We start from the raw sequence: 17,995 nt of genomic DNA on the forward strand, positions 1-17,995 counted from the left end.
GTATTATTTTCTCGGAGCAAAGCCTCAATCAATGCACTTCTCGCTGTATATTTAAATAGATATTTAATTTTTTAATATTGCTTATCAAAAGCTTAGGCAGGAGGTCTTTAAATGCAATATTCCAGATACTTTTTTTGGCTCTCAACGGGCATACTTGTCCCCCTATCTTTTTTGTATAGCCCATATTTAGCTATATTCTTCTTGGGATTGTTTTTGATTGGTCTAAAAGATTCAATTCAAAAGCATCATTCAATATTACGAAATTATCCTTTAATAGGACATTGTCGATTCTTGCTTGAATATATCCGCCCCGAGATACGTCAATACTTCTTAGAGGACGATGAGGAGAAAATTCCGTTTTCAAGAAATCAACGAGCCATGGTTTATAGTCGCTCCAAAAAAGATAATGACAAGCGGGGATTTGGTTCAATCAAGTCGATGTATGGTGCTGAAGGCGAATGGTTAGGACACTCAAATTCCCCATGCCATCCTGACCCAAGTACATTTCGTATTCAAGTTGGTGGCTCAAGCTGTCTTCAGCCTTATTCTTTATCCATATTTAATATTTCTGCGATGAGTTTTGGGTCGCTTTCACCAAATGCGATTAGAGCGCTTAATAGGGGTGCCAAGTTAGGTGGATTTGCCCACGATACTGGCGAAGGTTCAATCTCTTCATATCATCGCGAGTTTGGCGGCGATATTATTTGGGAAATAGGCTCTGGATATTTTGGATGTCGTGCTGAGAATGGTCGATTTTCAGAAGAAAAATTTACCGCTCAAGTAGTCGATCCGCAAATTAAGATGGTAGAAATTAAGCTATCACAGGGCGCTAAGCCAGGTCATGGCGGTGTTTTGCCTGGCGCTAAAGTCACAGCCGAAATTGCTACTACTAGAGGTGTACCAATTAGTGAGGATTGCATCTCCCCAGCTCATCATGCTGAATTTTCATCGCCATTAGAGCTCATGAAATTCATTGCTCGTTTACGTAAATTGAGTGGCGGTAAGCCTGTTGGCTTCAAATTATGTGTTGGCCAGCCCTGGGAATTTTTTGGTATTGCTAAGGCCATGCTAGAGACAGGCATTAGCCCAGACTTCATTGTGGTTGACGGCAGCGAGGGTGGTACTGGTGCCGCCCCTGTTGAATTTACAGATCATGTGGGAATGCCACTTCGTGATGGCCTTAGATTGGTACATAACACCTTAGTCGGAATTAATAAACGCAAGGAGATTGCGATCGGGGCCTCGGGAAAAATTATTTCTGGCTATGACATTATTCGTGCTCTCTCTTTAGGGGCAGATTGGTGTAATTCTGCAAGAGGGTTTATGTTTGCCTTAGGTTGCATTCAGTCACGAACATGCCATACAGATAAGTGTCCTACAGGTGTTGCAACTCAGGATTTGGTACGTCAAAGGGCATTAGTGGTCCCCGATAAAGCTGAGCGAGTATTTGCATTCCATCAGAACACTGTCGCTTCTTTGGCAGATTTAATTGGCTCAGCAGGTCTAATGCATCCTAAGGAAATTACACCGGACTATCTTTTGTGTAGAGATGGTTCTGGCAAGATAACGTCCTTAGCATCTCAGCTCACAACCCTGATTCCCGGAGCGCTTTTGTCAGGCTCCGCCGCTTCTCTGCAAAAAGATTTACCTCAGGAGTTTGTTCAGTATTGGGATAGGGCTCAAACTAGTAGATTTGGCTTAGCCCCTCAATAGATTTGTTTATATCCATGCTTGAGTTACGAGAAGCCGCCTTAGCAATACTGGCAAATACTGACCCGCAATCTAAAGTTGCCCAGCTATTCAGCTTGTACGATGAGTACTTGACCCAGTGTATTGCTATCAATGCTTCTAACAACTTCGCTCGTAACTTCACTAGTCAAAATATCGAACTTCCTGGCCGGCCTGCTAAACCAGAGCTAGTGGCGCCAAAGTTTGTTCCTAAAAGAAAAATGGATACGGTTGAGGGCAGGGCTATTCTTTGGCACTCCCTGGCACATATCGAATTTAATGCAATGAATCTGGCTTTAGATGCCATTTGGCGTTTTCCAAATATGCCCAAATCCTATTACGAGGACTGGCTCAAAGTTGCCAAGGAGGAGTCATACCATTTCAGTTTGATCAATGCCCACTTACAGTCATTTGGATTTAGCTATGGCGTTTTCCCAGCCCACAATAGTCTGTGGGAGATGGTGGAGAGAACCTCGGATTCAGTGATCGCTCGCATGGCCTTAGTCCCCAGAACCATGGAAGCAAGAGGCCTTGATGCGGTTCCAGAGATTCGGGATCGATTCAAGCAAATTGCGGATGAGCGCGCTGTAGAGATTCTTGAAATAATTCTTCATGATGAAATCGGTCATGTGCTGGTTGGCAACCGTTGGTTTAATTTCTTATGCGCTAATGAGAACTTATCCCCGATTGCGACTTATCGAGAATTGGCCGAGAAATACCGTGCACCTACTTTGAGGGGTCCGTTTAATTTCGAAGCGCGTGAGCAAGCTGGTTTTACTTCAGAAGAATTAGAGCTACTAGAATCTCTGAGTGATAAGCGGGTGCAAGCAGTATGAAAATTCTGAGCCTCATTCCGCCGATGACACAGCTCAATACGCCGTATCCATCCACGGCTTATCTCACTGGTTTTTTGCGCTCACGTGGTTTTGAGGCCATTCAAGAAGATTTAGCTTTAGCTTTAGTTCTTGGTTTCTTTACTCCACAAGGTTTGCTGGAGATTCAAGACCAGGCTTTAAAACTTCCTGAAGAAAATCGCAGTGCTAGCGTGAACTTCTTCCTCGATTATTTTGCCGATTATCAAAGCACTATTGGATTGGCTATTGCATTTTTACAAGGGCGTGATAGCACACTTGCTCATCGTATTAACAGTCGAACTTTATTACCTGAAGGCCCACGCTTTATACCCTTAGATTCTTATGAAGAAGAGGAGGGTGGAGATTCTTTAGCATGGGCCTTTGGCGCCTTAGGCTCTCAGGATCGTGCGCGTCATTTGGCTACCCTCTATCTCAATGATTTGTCTGACGTTCTACGTGATGCAGTGGATGAGCGCTTTGAGTTTGTTCGCTATGCGGAAGCCTTGGCAGGTAGTCAGCCTACTTTTACCCCCTTAGCAGATGCCTTGGCGGCAAGTCCCACATTAATGGATTTGCATTTACAGGAGCTCACAAAGTCTTCCATCGAAAAACATCAGCCCACTTTAGTGTTGTTATCGGTACCATTTCCTGGGGCCATGTATGCTGCATTGCGAATCGCTCAAACTATCAAACAGCATTACCCAAACATCAAGATTGGTCTTGGTGGTGGCTACGTGAATACTGAGCTACGTGAACTCGCCGATTCACGTCTATTTGATTTTGTCGATTACATTACCCTTGACTCTGGCGAGCGACCTTTACTTGCACTCTTAGAGCATTTAAATGGCAAGCGCTCTGCAGAAAGACTGGTTCGTACCTTTATCCGAACGGCTAGCAATGAAGTGCGTTACATCAACTGGCAAGAGCCTGATGTCCCTTTTGAAGAGGTAGGCACTGCAACTTGGGATGGCCTGCCACTCAATTCTTATTTATCTTTGCTTGATATGCTCAACCCCATGCATCGCCTATGGAGTGATGGGCGTTGGAATAAGCTCACTGTTGCCCATGGCTGCTATTGGAAAAAATGTAGCTTTTGCGATGTTAGCCTTGATTACATCTCTCGTTATGAAACTGCTTCGGCAAGTCTATTGGTTGATCGTATTGAAGCGATTGTTGCTGAGACTGGTCAGACGGGATTTCATTTTGTAGATGAGGCTGCGCCACCGAAGATCTTAAAAGCACTTGCTGAAGAACTCATTGCGCGTAAGGTAGTGATTTCTTGGTGGGGCAATATTCGTTTTGAAAAGACCTTTACCCCAGAGCTGTCTGAGTTATTGGCTCAAAGTGGTTGTATTGCGATGTCTGGCGGCTTAGAAGTGGCCTCTGACAGACTGCTTGATCTCATGAAAAAAGGAGTTTCTGTAGAGCAGGTTGCCCAAGTGACAAAAGACTTTTCAGATGCTGGCATCTTAGTACATGCTTATCTGATGTATGGCTTCCCAACACAAACCGTTCAAGAAACTGTGGACTCTCTTGAATACGTTCGTCAGCTTTTTGAGAATGGCTGCATTCAGAGTGGTTTTTTCCATCGATTTACTTGCACGGTCCACTCCCCAGTAGGTCTTGATCCTGCAGCTTATGGCATCGAACTCGTACCATTACCCCCAATCAGCTTCGCTAAGAATGATGTCGCCTTTATCGACCCCACAGGTGTAGATCATGACCATCTCGGTCTTGGCCTTAAAAAAGCGATCTATAACTTTATGCACGGCGTAGGTTTTGAGGAAGAAACCCATCAGTGGTTTGATATGCCTGGTATTCCAAAAACCTCATTAGGGCGCAATAAAATAGCTAAAGCCCTGAGGTACGTATAAACTTTATTTGTTATTTATTTTGTTCACCTCTCTCATTAAATCAACTTGGGTAGGAATATGAATTTATCTCGTCGAACTTTCATCGTGTCAGCTGCTCTAGCTCCCGTGGCTTGTGGAAGTCTCTCCTATGAGCATGGCATTCCAGTTGCTCAGCCAAAGCCACTACCTGTGGTTCGTCCTCCACAAGTTGGTCAAGAGTGGACTTATATTAAGAAAAACATTTTTGACGGTAAAACACTTGATGTGATTACTGAGCGTGTTGCTAACATTGGTTCCACTATTGTGATTGACCGATCCACAGCTGATGGTGCTCGCTTACCTAGCGAGATCCAAACTTCTTGGGGAATGGTTGCCACCGATACACAGTGGTCACGTTTACTTAACTTCAGTCCATCTTTACCGCTTTGGCCCGAACAGCTGTCCACTACTTGGGCGAAGCAGTTCAATACCAAGTACAGTATTGCTGGCTACTCTGACTCGAGAATGAATTGGCAGGAATATATGACTGTTCAGGGTTGGGAAAAAATGACTGTTCCTGCTGGAGAGTTCGTGGCACTTCGTTTTCAGACTCTGATTAATTATGAGAGTGAAGATCCTAATAAAGTTGATTGCATTCGCAAGGAAACAGTTTGGTTTGCTCCGCAGATTGGTCGCTGGGTGGCACGTGAGGCATCTGGTTCTTATCAAATTCAAGGACAAATTGGTGCAGTGATTTTAGAAGGCAGCTATCAATGGCAGTTGAGCTCCTACAAATAAATACCGTACGGAGATTATTCTTACTGTTGTCACCAGCATTGCTGGTGGCTTGTATTGCTTCGCAGCCCTATCCAGTTTCAACACCTTTGCCGCAGCCTATGAATCCCCCCAAGGTGAGACCGCCACAAGTCGGTCAACAGTGGGTCTACAACGTGCGCAATGTGTTTAACCAAGAGCTGGTCGATATTGTTACGGAGAAGGTGGTTTCCGTTGGACCTCAGATTCGGATTGAGCGTAGTGGACTGAAGGCGGGATCACTCCCAGATGAGATTCAAGAGCCTTGGGGTTACATTCTTCAAGATCCCCATTGGAATCCCCCTCAGCGGTTTTTACAGCCGATCCCCTTATGGTCCGAGCAACTGGTTCCGGGTTGGTCCGGCTTTTATCGTAATCGTTATCAGGTGCTTGGCTACCCGGACAATGATTATTACTGGGGTCTCAATATAACGGCAGTAGGGTGGGAGGGCATTAGCGCTCCTGCAGGGCAATTCCCGGTCTTCAAGTGTCACAGTGAGGCGCCTTATTTCACAAGCAATGACCTCTCTCGAGTAGCCAACTATCGCCAAGAAGATGTCTGGTTTTCCCCGGAAATCGGTCGGTGGGTTATTCGGCGAGGCTATGGACGCTATTTATGGGCTGGTATGTTTTGGAGTAATGCCCTATGGGAAGACTACTTAGAGTGGGAGCTTGTGTCCTGGAAGTGAGCAAAGCGCTTAAAATTGAGACATAGCTATGTATACCGTAAAAGAACTCTTTCCAACCCTTCAGGGTGAGGGCGCCCACGCTGGTCGGGCGGCTGTATTTTGTCGATTTTCTGGCTGCAATCTGTGGAGTGGTCGTGAAGAAGATCGCGCAACAGCAGTTTGCCAATTTTGCGATACCGACTTTGTTGGCAGTGATGGTGCTGGTGGTGGAAAGTTTGAAACTGCCTCGCTATTAGCGGATACCATTGAACAGGTATGGATCAGCACCTCTGCTGGACCGCAACAACGCTACGTTGTCTTTACGGGTGGCGAGCCATTACTACAACTAGATACTGCACTGATTGATGCTTTGCATGCTAAGGGTTTTGCTATTGCCATTGAGACAAACGGAACAATCAAGGTGCCTAAGGGGGTTGATTGGGTCTGCGTTAGTCCTAAAGCTGGGTCTGAACTCATTGTGTTGCAGGCTGATGAGATGAAGTTAGTAGTACCTCAAGCTGGACACACTTCTATTGAAACCTTATTGGCTCGTTTTGAGAAAATGGATTATCGCAATCGTTTCTTGCAAGCGATGGATGGTCCCAAGCTCCAAGAAAACCTCGCATTAGCAGTTCATCTCTGTCAGAAGCGTCCCTTATGGCGTTTGAGTGTTCAAACCCATAAGATCATTGGTATTCGATAAAAGCCTGATCAAGTAATTTATAAGTACTAAGAAAAAATAAAATGAGCGCTAAGCAAGAAGCTATTTCTATTACCCGTCGACTTGAGTTTGATTCAGGCCATCGTATTCCGAATCATGATGGTCAATGTCGTCATCTACATGGCCATCGCTATGCAATTGAAGTCACGCTCACCGGTGCAATTGCAGATCATCCTGGCAAAGCGGATGATGGCATGGTCTTGGACTTTGGAGATATCAAGCGTCTCACCAACCAATATGTAGTGGAGCCTTGGGATCATGCATTTTTAGTGGCTAAAGAAGATGCCGGTTTAGTGGATTATTTAAACTCCATCCCAAATCACAAGACGGTAGTGATGGAGCATGTACCTACTGTAGAGAACTTAGCCAGCGCAGCCTTTAGAGTGTTGCAGCCTGTTTTTGAAAAAGCGTTTGATGGCCGACTGAAGCTAGCATCTATTCGTCTTTATGAAACCCCCAATTGTTGGGCTGACGTTTCTCACTCATAAAAAGTAATATGCAAGCAGAGCTTGATCGTCAATTTATGCAACAAGCTTTGGACCAAGCCATGCTGGCTGGTGCAGCCGGTGAGGTGCCTGTAGGCGCTGTATTGGTTCGGGATGGTCAAATAATCTCAACAGGATTCAATCAGCCGATTAGCAATAGTGATCCAAGCGCCCATGCCGAGATGATAGCCTTGCGTACCGCAGCCCAAGATGAATCAAACTATCGCCTGCCTGGTACAACTCTTTACGTCACACTAGAACCCTGCACCATGTGTGCCGGAGCGATGCTACATGCCAGAGTGGAGCGGGTGGTATTTGGCGCTGCAGATCCTAAAACAGGAGCTGCTGGAAGCGTGCTCAATGTATTCTCCGAAAAGCAGATTAACCACCAGACTCAGGTTGAAGGTGGCATCATGAGTGAAGAGTGCGGTCAAGTACTGCGTAATTTTTTTAAGGAGCGACGTTGAAGTCAATTCATTTAATTGCTCCTTCTGGAGCGAGCCCAGATACACGCAGCCCATTAGCTGGAATCGAATGGCTTCAGAAGCAGGGTATTGAAGTTCTCAATACTGCTTGCGTAAGCCGAGTTGAGCAACGTTTTGCTGGTTCAGATGCTGAGCGCTTAGCTGAAATCAATCAACTCGCCATGCTCTCTCCTGATAGTGTCGTTATCGCTATGCGCGGTGGTTATGGATTGCATCGCCTACTCCCAGATATTGAGTGGAGTGCGATTAGTAAGGCTGTGAAGAGCGGCCTACAAATTTGTGGGCACAGTGATTTCATCACCTTCCAGTTAGGTCTGTTGGCTAAAACTGGCGCAGTCACTTTAGCTGGACCCATGCTCAATTTTGATTTTGCTTGTCAAGGTGAACAGGGTGGAGACATTACGCCTAATGCTTTTATGTGGACACATTTTCAGAAGGCAATTGAACAACGTAAGTTAGATTGCACCATCCAGGCTGCGCAACCCTTTTTAAAAAAGCCTGCCTCAGGCCAAATATCAGGAATGCTCTGGGGTGGAAACTTAACAGTGTTGGCAGGTTTAGTTGGAACACCTTACTTGCCAAATCAGCAGCAAACTCAAGGCGGGATTTTATTTTTAGAGGATGTGAATGAGCATCCCTATCGGATTGAGCGGATGTTGATGCAATTACTAGATGCAGGCATATTGGCTAATCAAGGCGCTATTCTCTTGGGTGGATTCTCGGCCTATCGTCTTTATGACAATGATCGTGGTTACGAGCTGAAAACTGCCATTGAAGCGATTAGCAAACGTCTTCCTGAGAATATTCCCGTATTAACAGGATTGCCGTTTGGGCATCAAACCGAAAAGCTCACTTTGCCGGTAGGTGCGCAAGCTCATATTCAATATGATGCATCGGGATTTACTATTCACTCAGCCTGGTAAGTATTGATCATGAAAATTTCCCCCTCCCGCATTCTTGTATTCCTAACTAGCATATTGATTGCGAGTACTGTGATGGCAACCGAAGAACCTCAATTCTCTAGCATTGAAAAATCAGAAGCTTTTGAGCTTCGTGCTTATGCACCTCAGTTAGTTGCTGAAGTCAAAGTAGAGGGGGATTTAGATACAGCCTCTAGCCAAGGATTTCGCTTGATAGCAGCTTTCATTTTTGGGCAGAACCAAGTTAGTGAAAAAATTTCTATGACTGCGCCAGTAGCAATTGAAACAGCACGAAGCACTAAGATTGCGATGACCGTGCCGGTAGGTATTGAGGCGGGTAAGGATTCTGGGAAAGGCGTCAATCAATGGGTATTTTCTTTCGTAATGCCCTCTGAGTACACCATGGCGACACTACCAAAGCCATTAAACCCTTTGGTTACTATTCGGGAGTTGCCAGCGCAAAGACGTGCTGCAATTACCTTTTCTGGTTTTTATAATGAAGCTAAAGTCCTTGAAAAAACAAAGGCATTAGAAGAGTGGATCAAAAGTAAACAATGGCAGGCAATTGGAAATCCTCAATTTGCACGCTATAACCCTCCTTGGTCTATACCCTTTATGCGTCGTAATGAAATCCTCATAACAGTACGGGATTAATCGAAGATAGAGAGCGAAGGCACACAAATATTTTGGGCACTTACTTTAGGGTATATGCCTACAGAAACTATCATTATTCCTCCATAATATGGAGAAATGTCAAAACTTATTGAATTAACCTATGTAAGTGAACCCGTTCAAGGGATGTCCTTTTTGGGTCTTATGCGGCTTCTCTATCACTCTTATTTGAGAAACCTCAGATTAGAAATTACCGGGGCACTCATCTTTGAAAACAATCAATTTGGTCAAGTGATTGAGGGACCAGAGGATGTGATTGATGCATTGTGGGAGAAAATTCAAAAAGATGATCGCCATAAAAATATTCTGTTGATAGAGAGGAAAAGCATTAGCGCCAGGAATTTTGAAAAGTGGACTATGGTTTTTCAGGGCGACAAGGAATTGTTCAAAGGCTTGCCCGAGGTGAGCGCTGCTATTGAGGAGATTAATTTTCCAGTTGACCACCCCCTGCTAGCTGCCCTAAAGGGTGGGGGTAAGAAACTGCTGAAGTGAGTAGTTTTTTTATAGAGGCATTATTGAGCTGCCATGCGCTGTTTAGCCAAATGTATTAATATTCGCAATTCAATAGAATTTCGGATATATAAAAGGAACAGAAACGCATGAGCTTGATACGTGATAAATCAAGAAATATTTACCTGACTGGTATCTTGATCTTTACTGGTATTTTTTCAACCATCACTGCTTGCGTCTGGTTCGTATCTAAACTCAATTTCTGAGTGTGAAGAGTGGCCCTCTAACGGGCTCTGATATTACCTATCCGTAAATTGTAATTTGGCTAGTTGTGAGTACAGCCCGGATTGGGCTATCAAGCTTGCATGGTTGCCAGTCTCAATAATTCGACCATGTTCCATCACAATAATTCGATCTGCCTGCTTAACCGTAGAGAGCCTATGCGCAATCACAATCGTGGTTCTGCCTTTCATGGCAATTTCAAGAGCTTGTTGTACAAGCCTTTCTGATTCCGCATCCAGTGAGCTTGTTGCCTCATCCAAAAGTAGTAATGGAGGATTTTTCAGTAGTGCTCTTGCTATCGCAATGCGCTGCTTCTGTCCGCCAGACAATCTGACTCCCCGATCTCCTAAAAAAGATTCATAGCGCTCTGGAAGTCTTGAAATGAATTCATCTACAGCGGCCTGCTGAGCCGCCTCATACACCTCATCATCAGTTGCACCTTCTTTGCCATAGCGAATATTCTCTAGGGCATTTTCAGAGAATATGCTGATGTCCTGCGGCACAACTCCAATTAATCTTCTCAAGTCTTCTAGCTTGAATTGCCTAATATCGACATGATCAAATTTGATGCATCCCGATTGGGGATCGTAGAAGCGTTGTATTAATTTAAAGAGAGTTGTTTTTCCAGATCCTGAAGGACCCACTAGAGCAATTTTTTCGCCTGCCTCAATCGATAGATTGATGTCAGAGAGAACGAGGTTGGGGTTTGATGAATAAGCAAAGCTGAGATTCTCGATCTGAACATGTATAGCCTTATCAGCACTCTGAGTCCTGATATGTGGCATTGATGGGCTCACCACCTTGGATTGAGAGCTCAACAGCTCCAGTAGTCGCTCACCTGCACCCATCGCCCTTTGGGTATCTCCAAGAACTTCAGATAGTGCCGCTATAGCACCAGCAACAATGACTGCATAAAGAAAAAACTGGGTGAGTTGGCCACCAGATATCTCTTGATTGCTGACCGCATAAGCACCAAGCCATAGCACCAAGATGATGCTAGTAAAGCCTAGTAGGATGGCAACAAAAGTCAGCTTTCCCCTTGCAGCACTACGAGTGATTGATGCTAAAAATGACTTCTCAATCGATTGATTAAAGACTTTAATTTCTTTTTCTTCGTTTGCAAAAGATTGCACCGTAAAGATCGCATTAATCTTTTCTCCAGCTATTGCGGACGTAAGAGCGATTTTGTCTTGCGAGTTTCTAGAAAGTTGCCGAACTTTCTTCCCCATCAAGACGATGGGAACAACTGTAAGCAAGAGGGTTAATACAATCAGTAGGGAAAGTTGAATGCTGGTGATGAACATCATTGCCATACCACCGAGCAATAGAAATGCATTCCTCACCGCCATTGAAATACTAGTACCTAAAAGGATTTGAATGATGGTGGTGTCATTGTTAATGCGAGAGAGGATCTCACCACTTTGCTGAGTCTCAAAAAACTCAGGACTTTGAGAAATGATGTGGGCGTATACCTTCTTGCGGATATCGGACGTAATTCTTTCTCCGAGCCATGACACGAGGTAATAACGCAGGGAGCTAGCAAATGCCAATACGACTGCCGCACCGAATAAATTAATAAAGGTACGGTTTATTTGAGCTTGGCTTGCTTCACTAAAGCCCTGGTCAATGATAGTTCTAAAACAAAGTGGAATGACTAGAGTTGCTGCTGCAGCGAGCACTAAGCTAATTCCTGCAAAGAAAAGTTGTCTTTTATAGGGCTTTATGAATGGCAAAAGTATTTTTAAGGCTTTTAGCTTTTTACTTGCTGGTATTGCGTTTTCAGACATTGATGGTTTTTCTATGTGATGCGCTGTGGTGGAGGGGTGCTTTTAGGTAGTGGTATGGGAACGGTAGAGCCCCTAAAAACTGGGCTATAACTTATAAAAATAGCTTAATCAGACTTGAATTTGAACTCTTGCAATAGGTGAAATTGAGGAATATTAAGGGCTATTACTTACATGTAGTTACACTAACCTAAGTAAAATTCAAACTACATATTAATCTGTCTTAGGATAGCGATGGCCCTTAATTTTCCGTTCACAGCAATAGTCTCACAAGCTGAAATGAAGCTTGCCATCATACTCTGTACGATCGACCCCTCCATTGGTGGAGTGCTGATCTTTGGAGATCGCGGTACAGGAAAATCTACCACTATTCGCTCCTTAGCTTCCTTATTGCCTGAGATGAAGTCGGTTGCCGCTTGCCACTATCACTGTGATCCAGATTCCAGCAATCTTTGCACTGATTGTTTGGCAAAAAAAGCGAGTGGACAAAAACTGTCATCACAGCTAATTCCCGTTCCCGTCGTTGACTTACCCCTGGGGGCGACTGAAGATAGAGTAGTTGGCGCCTTAGATATTGAAAAAGCGCTGACACAAGGCATTAAGTCATTTGAGCCGGGGCTGCTGGCTAAAGCAAATCGTGGCTATCTTTATATTGATGAAGTCAATTTGCTTGAGGACCACTTGGTAGACCTCCTGATTGACGTTGCTGCCTCTGGAGAAAATATTATTGAGCGTGAGGGTTTGAGCATTCGACATCCAGCACGCTTCGTTTTGATTGGAAGCGGCAACCCTGAAGAGGGAGAGCTTCGCCCCCAAATGCTGGACCGTTTTGGACTATCAATCGAAGTGCGAACCCCTGCAGACTTTAAAGAGCGGGTGTCCATTATTAAAAAGCGTGATGAGTTCGAACGCAATCCCGAGCAATTTATCGCGCAATGCCAGCAAGAAGAATTAGAGCTCAAGAAAAAAATCAGTAAATCAAAAAAAATGCTGGATAAAGTTGAGGTTGATGACAGCCTTCTCGAGCTGGCAACCAAGCTTTGCGCCCACTTGGGTACAGACGGCTTAAGAGGGGAGCTGACTGTATTAAGAGCGGTAAGAGCGCTTGCTGCATTTGAGGGAAAGAAAAAAGCCAATTTGGGGCACTTAAAGAAAATCGCCCCTATGGCTCTAGGCCATCGCCTACGCCGTAATCCACTGGATGACAGTAGCTCCAATGTGCGCATTGAACGCGCGATGCAAGAATTCTTTGCCGATACATCGAAGTGAATTCAGATCAAGTAGCCTGGTTTGATGCAAATACCGTTGCTGCGCTAGTAGCGATTAATCCTCGGGGGCTTAAAGGCGTCTGTCTCAAAGGCCAGTTTGGTCCTGTGAGAGATTCATGGCTCAGTTATTTCTCTGCTCTGTGTTCTCCAGCAGCGCGTCTGATCAAGGCGCCAGCCAACCTAGTTGCAGAGCAATTAATGGGCTCCTTAGATATTGAAGCCACGCTCAATCAAGGCTCCTTAGTCCTTAGTAAAGGGCTTTTAGAGAAGGCGAAAGGCAATTTCTTATTACTATCGATGGCTGAGCGCATGGATACTCAGGTGCTGGCATTAATCTCACAAGCCTTAGATAGCGGCAATACGCATAGCATTGAATTTGGTGTAATCGCTTTAGATGAATCAGAGGCTGCAGGCGATAGTTTCAGTCCCAGAATGATGGATAGATTGGCTTTTGAAGTCTATCTTGATCAATTTTCTCTCGCTGACATGAAAGAAAATTTAGCGATTCATATAGATGATATTCGAGATGCCAAAGATCTATTACCCAGTGTAGTTTGCAGTATTGATTACATTGAGGTATTAACTAAATCAGCCCTCAAGATTGGCATTAGTTCTTTTAGAGCTAATCAGTTTGCAGTTGAGACTGCTAAGACCTTAGCAGCATTAAGGGGCTTGCAAGAGGTGGGTCAAGAAGAAGTACTTGATGCGGCGCGCTTGGTCTACACCTACTCCAAAATATTACATGCACCACCAGAAGCAGAGCAGCCAAACCGAGATGATGGAGAAAACTCCAAGGATGAAGAGGGTAGTGATCAGAGTCCAGATCAGAACCCAGATCAGAGCCCAGAAAACAATCAACCTCAAGAAGATGGAGATCAGCAGCCCAATCCCCAGCCACCATCTCAGGAAGAGCTTGAAGATATCGTGGTTGCAGCGGCTGCAGCATCTATCCCTAAGGACTTCCTAGCCCAACCTAAAAAAGGCGCTCGCTCAACTAATGCCGCATCGCATACTTCTGGAAAATCTGGCGAGTCTCAAAACAGTTTTATCAGCGGCAGGCCAATGAGTTCACGCAAGGGTCAGCCAGGAGGCGGCCGGCGCTTAGATGTTTTAAAAAGTATTCGGGCTGCGATTCCTTGGCAGCGTGTGCGCGAGAGTCATGCTGGCTCACAGCAATTCAGTTCTGGAAAAAAGAAAATTGATTTTCGGTCTGAAGATTTACATATCAAGCAGTATTTAAAAAGACGGGGAACTGTCACTATTTTCTTGGTGGATGCATCGGGATCTTCTGCGACACAGCGCCTAGCTGAGGCAAAAGGGGCTTTGGAGCAACTGTTGGCTCAGTGTTATATCCGTCGTGATGAAGTAGCCATGCTTTCGATGAGGGGCTCTAAAGCTGAACTCATTCTGCCGCCCACTCGATCACTTGTTAGGGCAAAGAGGAACCTCGCAACACTCCCAGGTGGGGGAGGAACTCCTCTGGCAACAGGTTTTAGAGCCGCAAATGAAATGGCTATAGTGCTTAAGAGAAAAGGCTTAACACCCATCATTGTCATCCTCAGTGATGGCAAGGCAAACGTGAATCTCAAGGGGGTGGGTGGTAGATCTGAGGCTCACAGCGATGCCCTGTTAGCGGCTAAAGAGCTGAGATTAAAAAATCACTGCGTTTTATTTGTTGATACTTCGCCTCAGCCCGAAGTGTTAGCGCAAGAACTTTCCAATATGATGGCTGCGCAATATTTAGCTTTACCCTACAGCGGCTCTGGCAAGATGATCTCGCATGCCGCTATACAGCTTGCTAGCGTTCAATAAGTTTTCTTTTGAGAAAGCTTGCTTAAGACTTTCTTGCCTTTCAGGTAAGCGTTCATAAAAAGCCCTAGACCAACTACAAGGCCTAGGCATAGTGCGACATTACTTAGCGTGATCATACTTCACCTCTTATTCTGTTAAGGCACTCATAATCAATTCAAGTGCTAGCTTTTCTGATTTCTCATGGAATAAATGACCCCCTTTGACCTCTACGATATGAGGACTAATAAAGTCTTTTCTAATCACCTCGCAAAGTGGCTTCATTGGAATCCATCCATCGTCCTCCGAGACAATAAATGTCAATCGAGAAGTGATTTCCTTACACTGACTTAGTAGGCTTGGAATATCCGCTCCAGCCATAAAACTCATAGACCCATTGAGGTGATCAGCACTTTCAAAGAGGGTTTTATAGTAAGTCCTTTTTTCTGCTGGAAGAACTGTTTTGGTCGAATCCAATAGGCTATCGATCATGTTTGTCCTTGGCAGCAAATCTGATAACACGGCTAAAAAAAATGACGAGGTCACAATCGGATTAAGAAATGGTGCTACGAACTTATTGTAAAAATTGGGCAAGCTGATGAGCGACGGGTTTAGTCCAATAATCGTCTTAGGCTGCTTATTTTTTAGTGCGTAACTTAAGGCCAGTGTTGCTCCAGCAGAGTGACCAACAATGCTATCAAAATAATCAATCTTTAAAGCATTCCTCAGGTCGGTTAACTTATCGGCCAATTGATCTAGGCTCAGCGTTTTATTGCCTAAGTTTTTTGTGTAGCCATGACCCGGTAGGTCAACTGCAATCACAGTGAAATGCTTTGATAGCTCCGTGAAGATTGACCCCCAAGTATGTGCTGATGACCCAGTGCCGTGAAGTAAAAGCAGCTGACTAGGGGAGTTTCCTGCAATTTGGACGTGCCAAAACAAATCCCCGACCTGAACTTCCTGGCTATAGGTGCTATTGGGCCAATCTTTTGGAAATCTTTTAATCATCCTCAGCAACTTACATTTAAAAATTAAGGGTTTACCCGAATAAATTGGTTTGACAGCTTTCCAAATAGTGTCTATATTTTTTTACATATTAAATCGTATTCCTATTTTGACAAAGTAATTTATTCCTTTTAGGGGCAAGAGCATGTCACCACTCAAGCATTTAGATAGAGCCTTAGAGCAAGCTTTGAAATCACATGAGTCGGCAAAAGGCCCGGCTTTATTGAGCAAAGCCATCAGACATGCTGTGTTTCCAGGTGGTGCGCGCATTAGACCGCAACTCACTTTAGCGGTGGCTCACGCTTGCGGTAACGATGATCCGCAACTATCCATGGCAAGCGCAATCGCTATTGAGATGATTCACTGCGGATCCCTGGTGCATGATGATTTGCCCTGCTTTGACGATGCAGAAATGCGTCGCGGTCAAACCTCGGTTCATAAAGAGTTTGGAGAGCGACTGGCGGTGCTAGCGGGTGATGCCCTGATTGTGATGGCATACCAAACAGTTGCTGCTGCTTCTAGAAGATCTGCGCAGCGTTTAGCTCCCATTATCAAAACAATCTCTGAGGGAGTAGGGGCACCCTTCGGAATTATTGCCGGCCAATCGTGGGAGTGTGAATCACAGGCAGTGCTGAGCGACTACCAAAGATCAAAAACAGGAGCTCTGTTTGCTGCCGCAACAGCGAGCGGCGCACAAGCTGCTGGGGCCGATGCACAAACCTGGATGGGCTTGGGCGAATGGCTAGGTGAGGCCTATCAAATTGCTGACGATATTCGTGATGTATTGGGAGATGCTCAGTTTCTGGGCAAACCATCAGGCCAAGATGAAGAACATCATCGCCCAAGCTCTGCAAAAGAATTGGGACTCAATGGCGCTGTTGAGCATTTTGATACTCTGGTTGGAAAGGCCATCTCCTCAATACCGAGTTGCAAAGGAGACGTTGCTTTAAAAAGGCTGGTGGCATTTGAGGCGGAGAGACTTCTCCCATCTTCATGGTTTCAGAATGATGAAAGACATATTGCCGTTGTTGCTCAAAGGCAATTTGCTTAGACTGAATCAATACTAAGCATGTCATCCCTAGAGTCAGCCGTGATCAATGTAAGTCAGAGCGAATATAGTCTTTGGGAAAAGCTCTGCATCTACAGAGACCAGTTGATTGCAAATAGTCGCTTTCAAAATGCAGTTTCAAAAATTCCGTTTCTCAATCGAATTGCAAAGAAAAGAGCCAATCAACTTTTTGATCTAATGGCTGGATTTGTCTATACACAAATACTGCTGGCTTGCGTTCGCATAAATATATTCAATCTCTTAAAAAATGGCCCACTAGGCATTGGTTCCATTAAAAATAATTGCAGTCTTGAGTTGGGCGCACTACAGAAGCTACTCGATGGCGCTGTATCTATTAATCTACTTGAGCTGCGCTCTCATCAACGGTACGGTCTAGGAACACTTGGTGCTCCAATTGTGGGTAACACCGCATTGTCCGCCATGATCGAGCATCACACCGTGCTGTATGAAGATCTTAAAGATCCTTTGCTATTGCTATCCGGTGGAATTAAAAATAAAAGTCTAGAAAAATTTTGGCCTTATGTTTCTGAGGATGAAAAAGAACAAGAATCTTTATTGGATAAAGACCGTGTAAAAAATTATTCCGATTTAATGTCAGCATCATTGCCCTTAGTCGCTGATCAAGTAGTCGATGCATATGATTTCTCGAACCACCAATGTCTTCTGGACGTTGGTGGTGGTCAAGGAACTTTTTTAAAGCGTGTACATCTGAATGCGCCTCACTTACAGAGAAAATTATTTGATCTCCCAGGCGTAGCTCAGCTTGCACAAGATAGCTTTTTAAAAGACCATCAACAAAAAGATATTCAGGTATTTGGTGGGGATTTTTTTAAGGATCCACTGCCTCAAGGTGCTGATTTAATTACTTTGATTCGAGTGATCTTTGATCATGATGATGCGCGAGTCAAAATTCTTTTGTGTTCGATTTTTGAAGCACTTCCACCCAATGGAAAGCTTCTAATTGCTGAGCCAATGGCTGATACGCCGGGCCATCCTGCGATGGGACGGGCTTATTTTGGGTTTTATTTGCTGGCAATGGGTCGAGGCAAACCTAGGAGTATTTCTGAGATTTCAGCCTTGGCAATCGATTCAGGCTTTAAAAAAGTGGAGGTTCTTCCTTCCCATATGCCAATTAATGCTCAAGTTTTGTTAATTAGTCGTTAATTTAGGG

General features: G+C 44.6%; 17 protein-coding genes. 15 read left to right on the forward strand and 2 right to left on the reverse strand.

Annotated elements, in window-relative coordinates:
* Positions 1-111 precede the first annotated feature (111 nt).
* From ICN22_RS04965 to ICN22_RS05015, 11 genes are all read left to right on the forward strand, one after another.
* Entirely contained in the window at positions 112-1,713 is a 1,602-nt protein-coding gene (locus ICN22_RS04965) for an FMN-binding glutamate synthase family protein (RefSeq protein ID WP_216169156.1), read from the forward strand.
* 14 nt (positions 1,714-1,727) lie between these two features.
* Positions 1,728-2,564 carry a ferritin-like domain-containing protein gene (locus ICN22_RS04970; protein WP_216169157.1) on the forward strand — a complete coding sequence of 279 codons (837 nt, stop codon included), beginning with the start codon at positions 1,728-1,730 and terminating at the stop codon, positions 2,562-2,564.
* Positions 2,561-4,456 (forward strand): B12-binding domain-containing radical SAM protein, encoded by a 1,896-nt coding sequence (locus tag ICN22_RS04975; protein ID WP_216169158.1) that lies wholly within the window; start codon positions 2,561-2,563, stop codon positions 4,454-4,456. The genes ICN22_RS04970 and ICN22_RS04975 overlap by 4 nt, the downstream gene beginning before the upstream one ends.
* 57 nt (positions 4,457-4,513) lie before the next feature.
* Entirely contained in the window at positions 4,514-5,212 is a 699-nt protein-coding gene (locus ICN22_RS04980) for a hypothetical protein (protein ID WP_216169159.1), read from the forward strand.
* Positions 5,188-5,916: a hypothetical protein gene (locus tag ICN22_RS04985; protein ID WP_216169160.1), complete on the forward strand. Its 729-nt coding sequence runs from the start codon at positions 5,188-5,190 to the stop codon at positions 5,914-5,916. Before ICN22_RS04980 ends, ICN22_RS04985 begins: the two co-directional genes overlap by 25 nt.
* Positions 5,917-5,944: 28 nt before the next feature.
* Positions 5,945-6,598, forward strand: coding sequence for a 7-carboxy-7-deazaguanine synthase (gene queE, locus ICN22_RS04990; protein ID WP_216169161.1), 654 nt, complete (start codon positions 5,945-5,947; stop codon positions 6,596-6,598).
* 41 nt (positions 6,599-6,639) lie between these two features.
* Positions 6,640-7,104, forward strand: a complete 465-nt coding sequence (queD, locus tag ICN22_RS04995; RefSeq protein WP_216169162.1) for a 6-carboxytetrahydropterin synthase QueD — start codon at positions 6,640-6,642, stop codon at positions 7,102-7,104.
* Positions 7,105-7,112: 8 nt separating this feature from the next.
* A complete protein-coding gene (tadA, locus tag ICN22_RS05000) occupies positions 7,113-7,568 on the forward strand; it encodes a tRNA adenosine(34) deaminase TadA (RefSeq protein ID WP_216169163.1) in 456 nt (151 codons plus the stop codon).
* Positions 7,565-8,509, forward strand: a complete 945-nt coding sequence (locus tag ICN22_RS05005) for an LD-carboxypeptidase (RefSeq protein ID WP_216169164.1) — start codon at positions 7,565-7,567, stop codon at positions 8,507-8,509. Before tadA ends, ICN22_RS05005 begins: the two co-directional genes overlap by 4 nt.
* Before the next feature lie 9 nt (positions 8,510-8,518).
* Positions 8,519-9,160: an SOUL family heme-binding protein gene (locus ICN22_RS05010; RefSeq protein WP_255533843.1), complete on the forward strand. Its 642-nt coding sequence runs from the start codon at positions 8,519-8,521 to the stop codon at positions 9,158-9,160.
* A 96-nt stretch (positions 9,161-9,256) separates the two neighbouring features.
* A complete protein-coding gene (locus ICN22_RS05015; RefSeq protein WP_216169165.1) occupies positions 9,257-9,670 on the forward strand; it encodes a BLUF domain-containing protein in 414 nt (137 codons plus the stop codon).
* A gap of 257 nt (positions 9,671-9,927) precedes the next feature.
* Here ICN22_RS05015 and ICN22_RS05020 read toward each other — a convergent pair whose 3' ends face one another.
* Positions 9,928-11,697: an ABC transporter transmembrane domain-containing protein gene (locus ICN22_RS05020; RefSeq protein ID WP_216169166.1), complete on the reverse strand. Its 1,770-nt coding sequence runs from the start codon at positions 11,695-11,697 to the stop codon at positions 9,928-9,930.
* A 231-nt stretch (positions 11,698-11,928) separates the two neighbouring features.
* Between ICN22_RS05020 and bchI the strand changes: the two genes are divergently transcribed.
* Together bchI and ICN22_RS05030 are read left to right on the forward strand one after the other, a co-directional pair.
* Positions 11,929-12,963, forward strand: coding sequence for a magnesium chelatase ATPase subunit I (gene bchI / locus ICN22_RS05025; protein ID WP_216169167.1), 1,035 nt, complete (start codon positions 11,929-11,931; stop codon positions 12,961-12,963).
* Complete coding sequence (locus ICN22_RS05030; protein ID WP_216169168.1) at positions 12,960-14,774, forward strand: VWA domain-containing protein; 1,815 nt, start codon at positions 12,960-12,962, stop codon at positions 14,772-14,774. The genes bchI and ICN22_RS05030 overlap by 4 nt, the downstream gene beginning before the upstream one ends.
* Before the next feature lie 126 nt (positions 14,775-14,900).
* Here ICN22_RS05030 and ICN22_RS05035 read toward each other — a convergent pair whose 3' ends face one another.
* Positions 14,901-15,758 (reverse strand): alpha/beta fold hydrolase, encoded by an 858-nt coding sequence (locus ICN22_RS05035; RefSeq protein WP_216169169.1) that lies wholly within the window; start codon positions 15,756-15,758, stop codon positions 14,901-14,903.
* Positions 15,759-15,900: 142 nt separating this feature from the next.
* Between ICN22_RS05035 and ICN22_RS05040 the strand changes: the two genes are divergently transcribed.
* The gene (locus tag ICN22_RS05040; RefSeq protein ID WP_216169170.1) at positions 15,901-16,806 is read left to right on the forward strand and encodes a polyprenyl synthetase family protein; all 906 of its coding nucleotides are present in this window, start codon (positions 15,901-15,903) and stop codon (positions 16,804-16,806) included.
* A gap of 18 nt (positions 16,807-16,824) precedes the next feature.
* The gene (locus ICN22_RS05045) at positions 16,825-17,988 is read left to right on the forward strand and encodes a methyltransferase (protein WP_216169171.1); all 1,164 of its coding nucleotides are present in this window, start codon (positions 16,825-16,827) and stop codon (positions 17,986-17,988) included.
* The last annotated feature ends 7 nt before the right edge of the window (positions 17,989-17,995 follow it).

The sequence above is a fragment of the Polynucleobacter bastaniensis genome (genome assembly GCF_018882205.1).
GTDB classification, from domain to species: domain Bacteria; phylum Pseudomonadota; class Gammaproteobacteria; order Burkholderiales; family Burkholderiaceae; genus Polynucleobacter; species Polynucleobacter bastaniensis.

Coding starts and splice junctions, on each gene's coding strand:
- ICN22_RS05040 (WP_216169170.1), top strand. CDS start 15,901: ATGTCACCACTCAAGCATTTAGATAGAGCCTTAGAGCAAGCTTTGAAA.
- ICN22_RS04980 (WP_216169159.1), top strand. CDS start 4,514: ATGAATTTATCTCGTCGAACTTTCATCGTGTCAGCTGCTCTAGCTCCC.
- ICN22_RS05015 (WP_216169165.1), top strand. CDS start 9,257: ATGTCAAAACTTATTGAATTAACCTATGTAAGTGAACCCGTTCAAGGG.
- queD (WP_216169162.1), top strand. CDS start 6,640: ATGAGCGCTAAGCAAGAAGCTATTTCTATTACCCGTCGACTTGAGTTT.
- bchI (WP_216169167.1), top strand. CDS start 11,929: ATGGCCCTTAATTTTCCGTTCACAGCAATAGTCTCACAAGCTGAAATG.
- ICN22_RS05035 (WP_216169169.1), bottom strand. CDS start 15,758: ATGATTAAAAGATTTCCAAAAGATTGGCCCAATAGCACCTATAGCCAG.
- ICN22_RS05045 (WP_216169171.1), top strand. CDS start 16,825: ATGTCATCCCTAGAGTCAGCCGTGATCAATGTAAGTCAGAGCGAATAT.
- ICN22_RS04985 (WP_216169160.1), top strand. CDS start 5,188: ATGGCAGTTGAGCTCCTACAAATAAATACCGTACGGAGATTATTCTTA.
- ICN22_RS04965 (WP_216169156.1), top strand. CDS start 112: ATGCAATATTCCAGATACTTTTTTTGGCTCTCAACGGGCATACTTGTC.
- ICN22_RS04970 (WP_216169157.1), top strand. CDS start 1,728: ATGCTTGAGTTACGAGAAGCCGCCTTAGCAATACTGGCAAATACTGAC.
- tadA (WP_216169163.1), top strand. CDS start 7,113: ATGCAAGCAGAGCTTGATCGTCAATTTATGCAACAAGCTTTGGACCAA.
- ICN22_RS04975 (WP_216169158.1), top strand. CDS start 2,561: ATGAAAATTCTGAGCCTCATTCCGCCGATGACACAGCTCAATACGCCG.
- ICN22_RS05020 (WP_216169166.1), bottom strand. CDS start 11,697: ATGTCTGAAAACGCAATACCAGCAAGTAAAAAGCTAAAAGCCTTAAAA.
- ICN22_RS05010 (WP_255533843.1), top strand. CDS start 8,519: ATGAAAATTTCCCCCTCCCGCATTCTTGTATTCCTAACTAGCATATTG.
- queE (WP_216169161.1), top strand. CDS start 5,945: ATGTATACCGTAAAAGAACTCTTTCCAACCCTTCAGGGTGAGGGCGCC.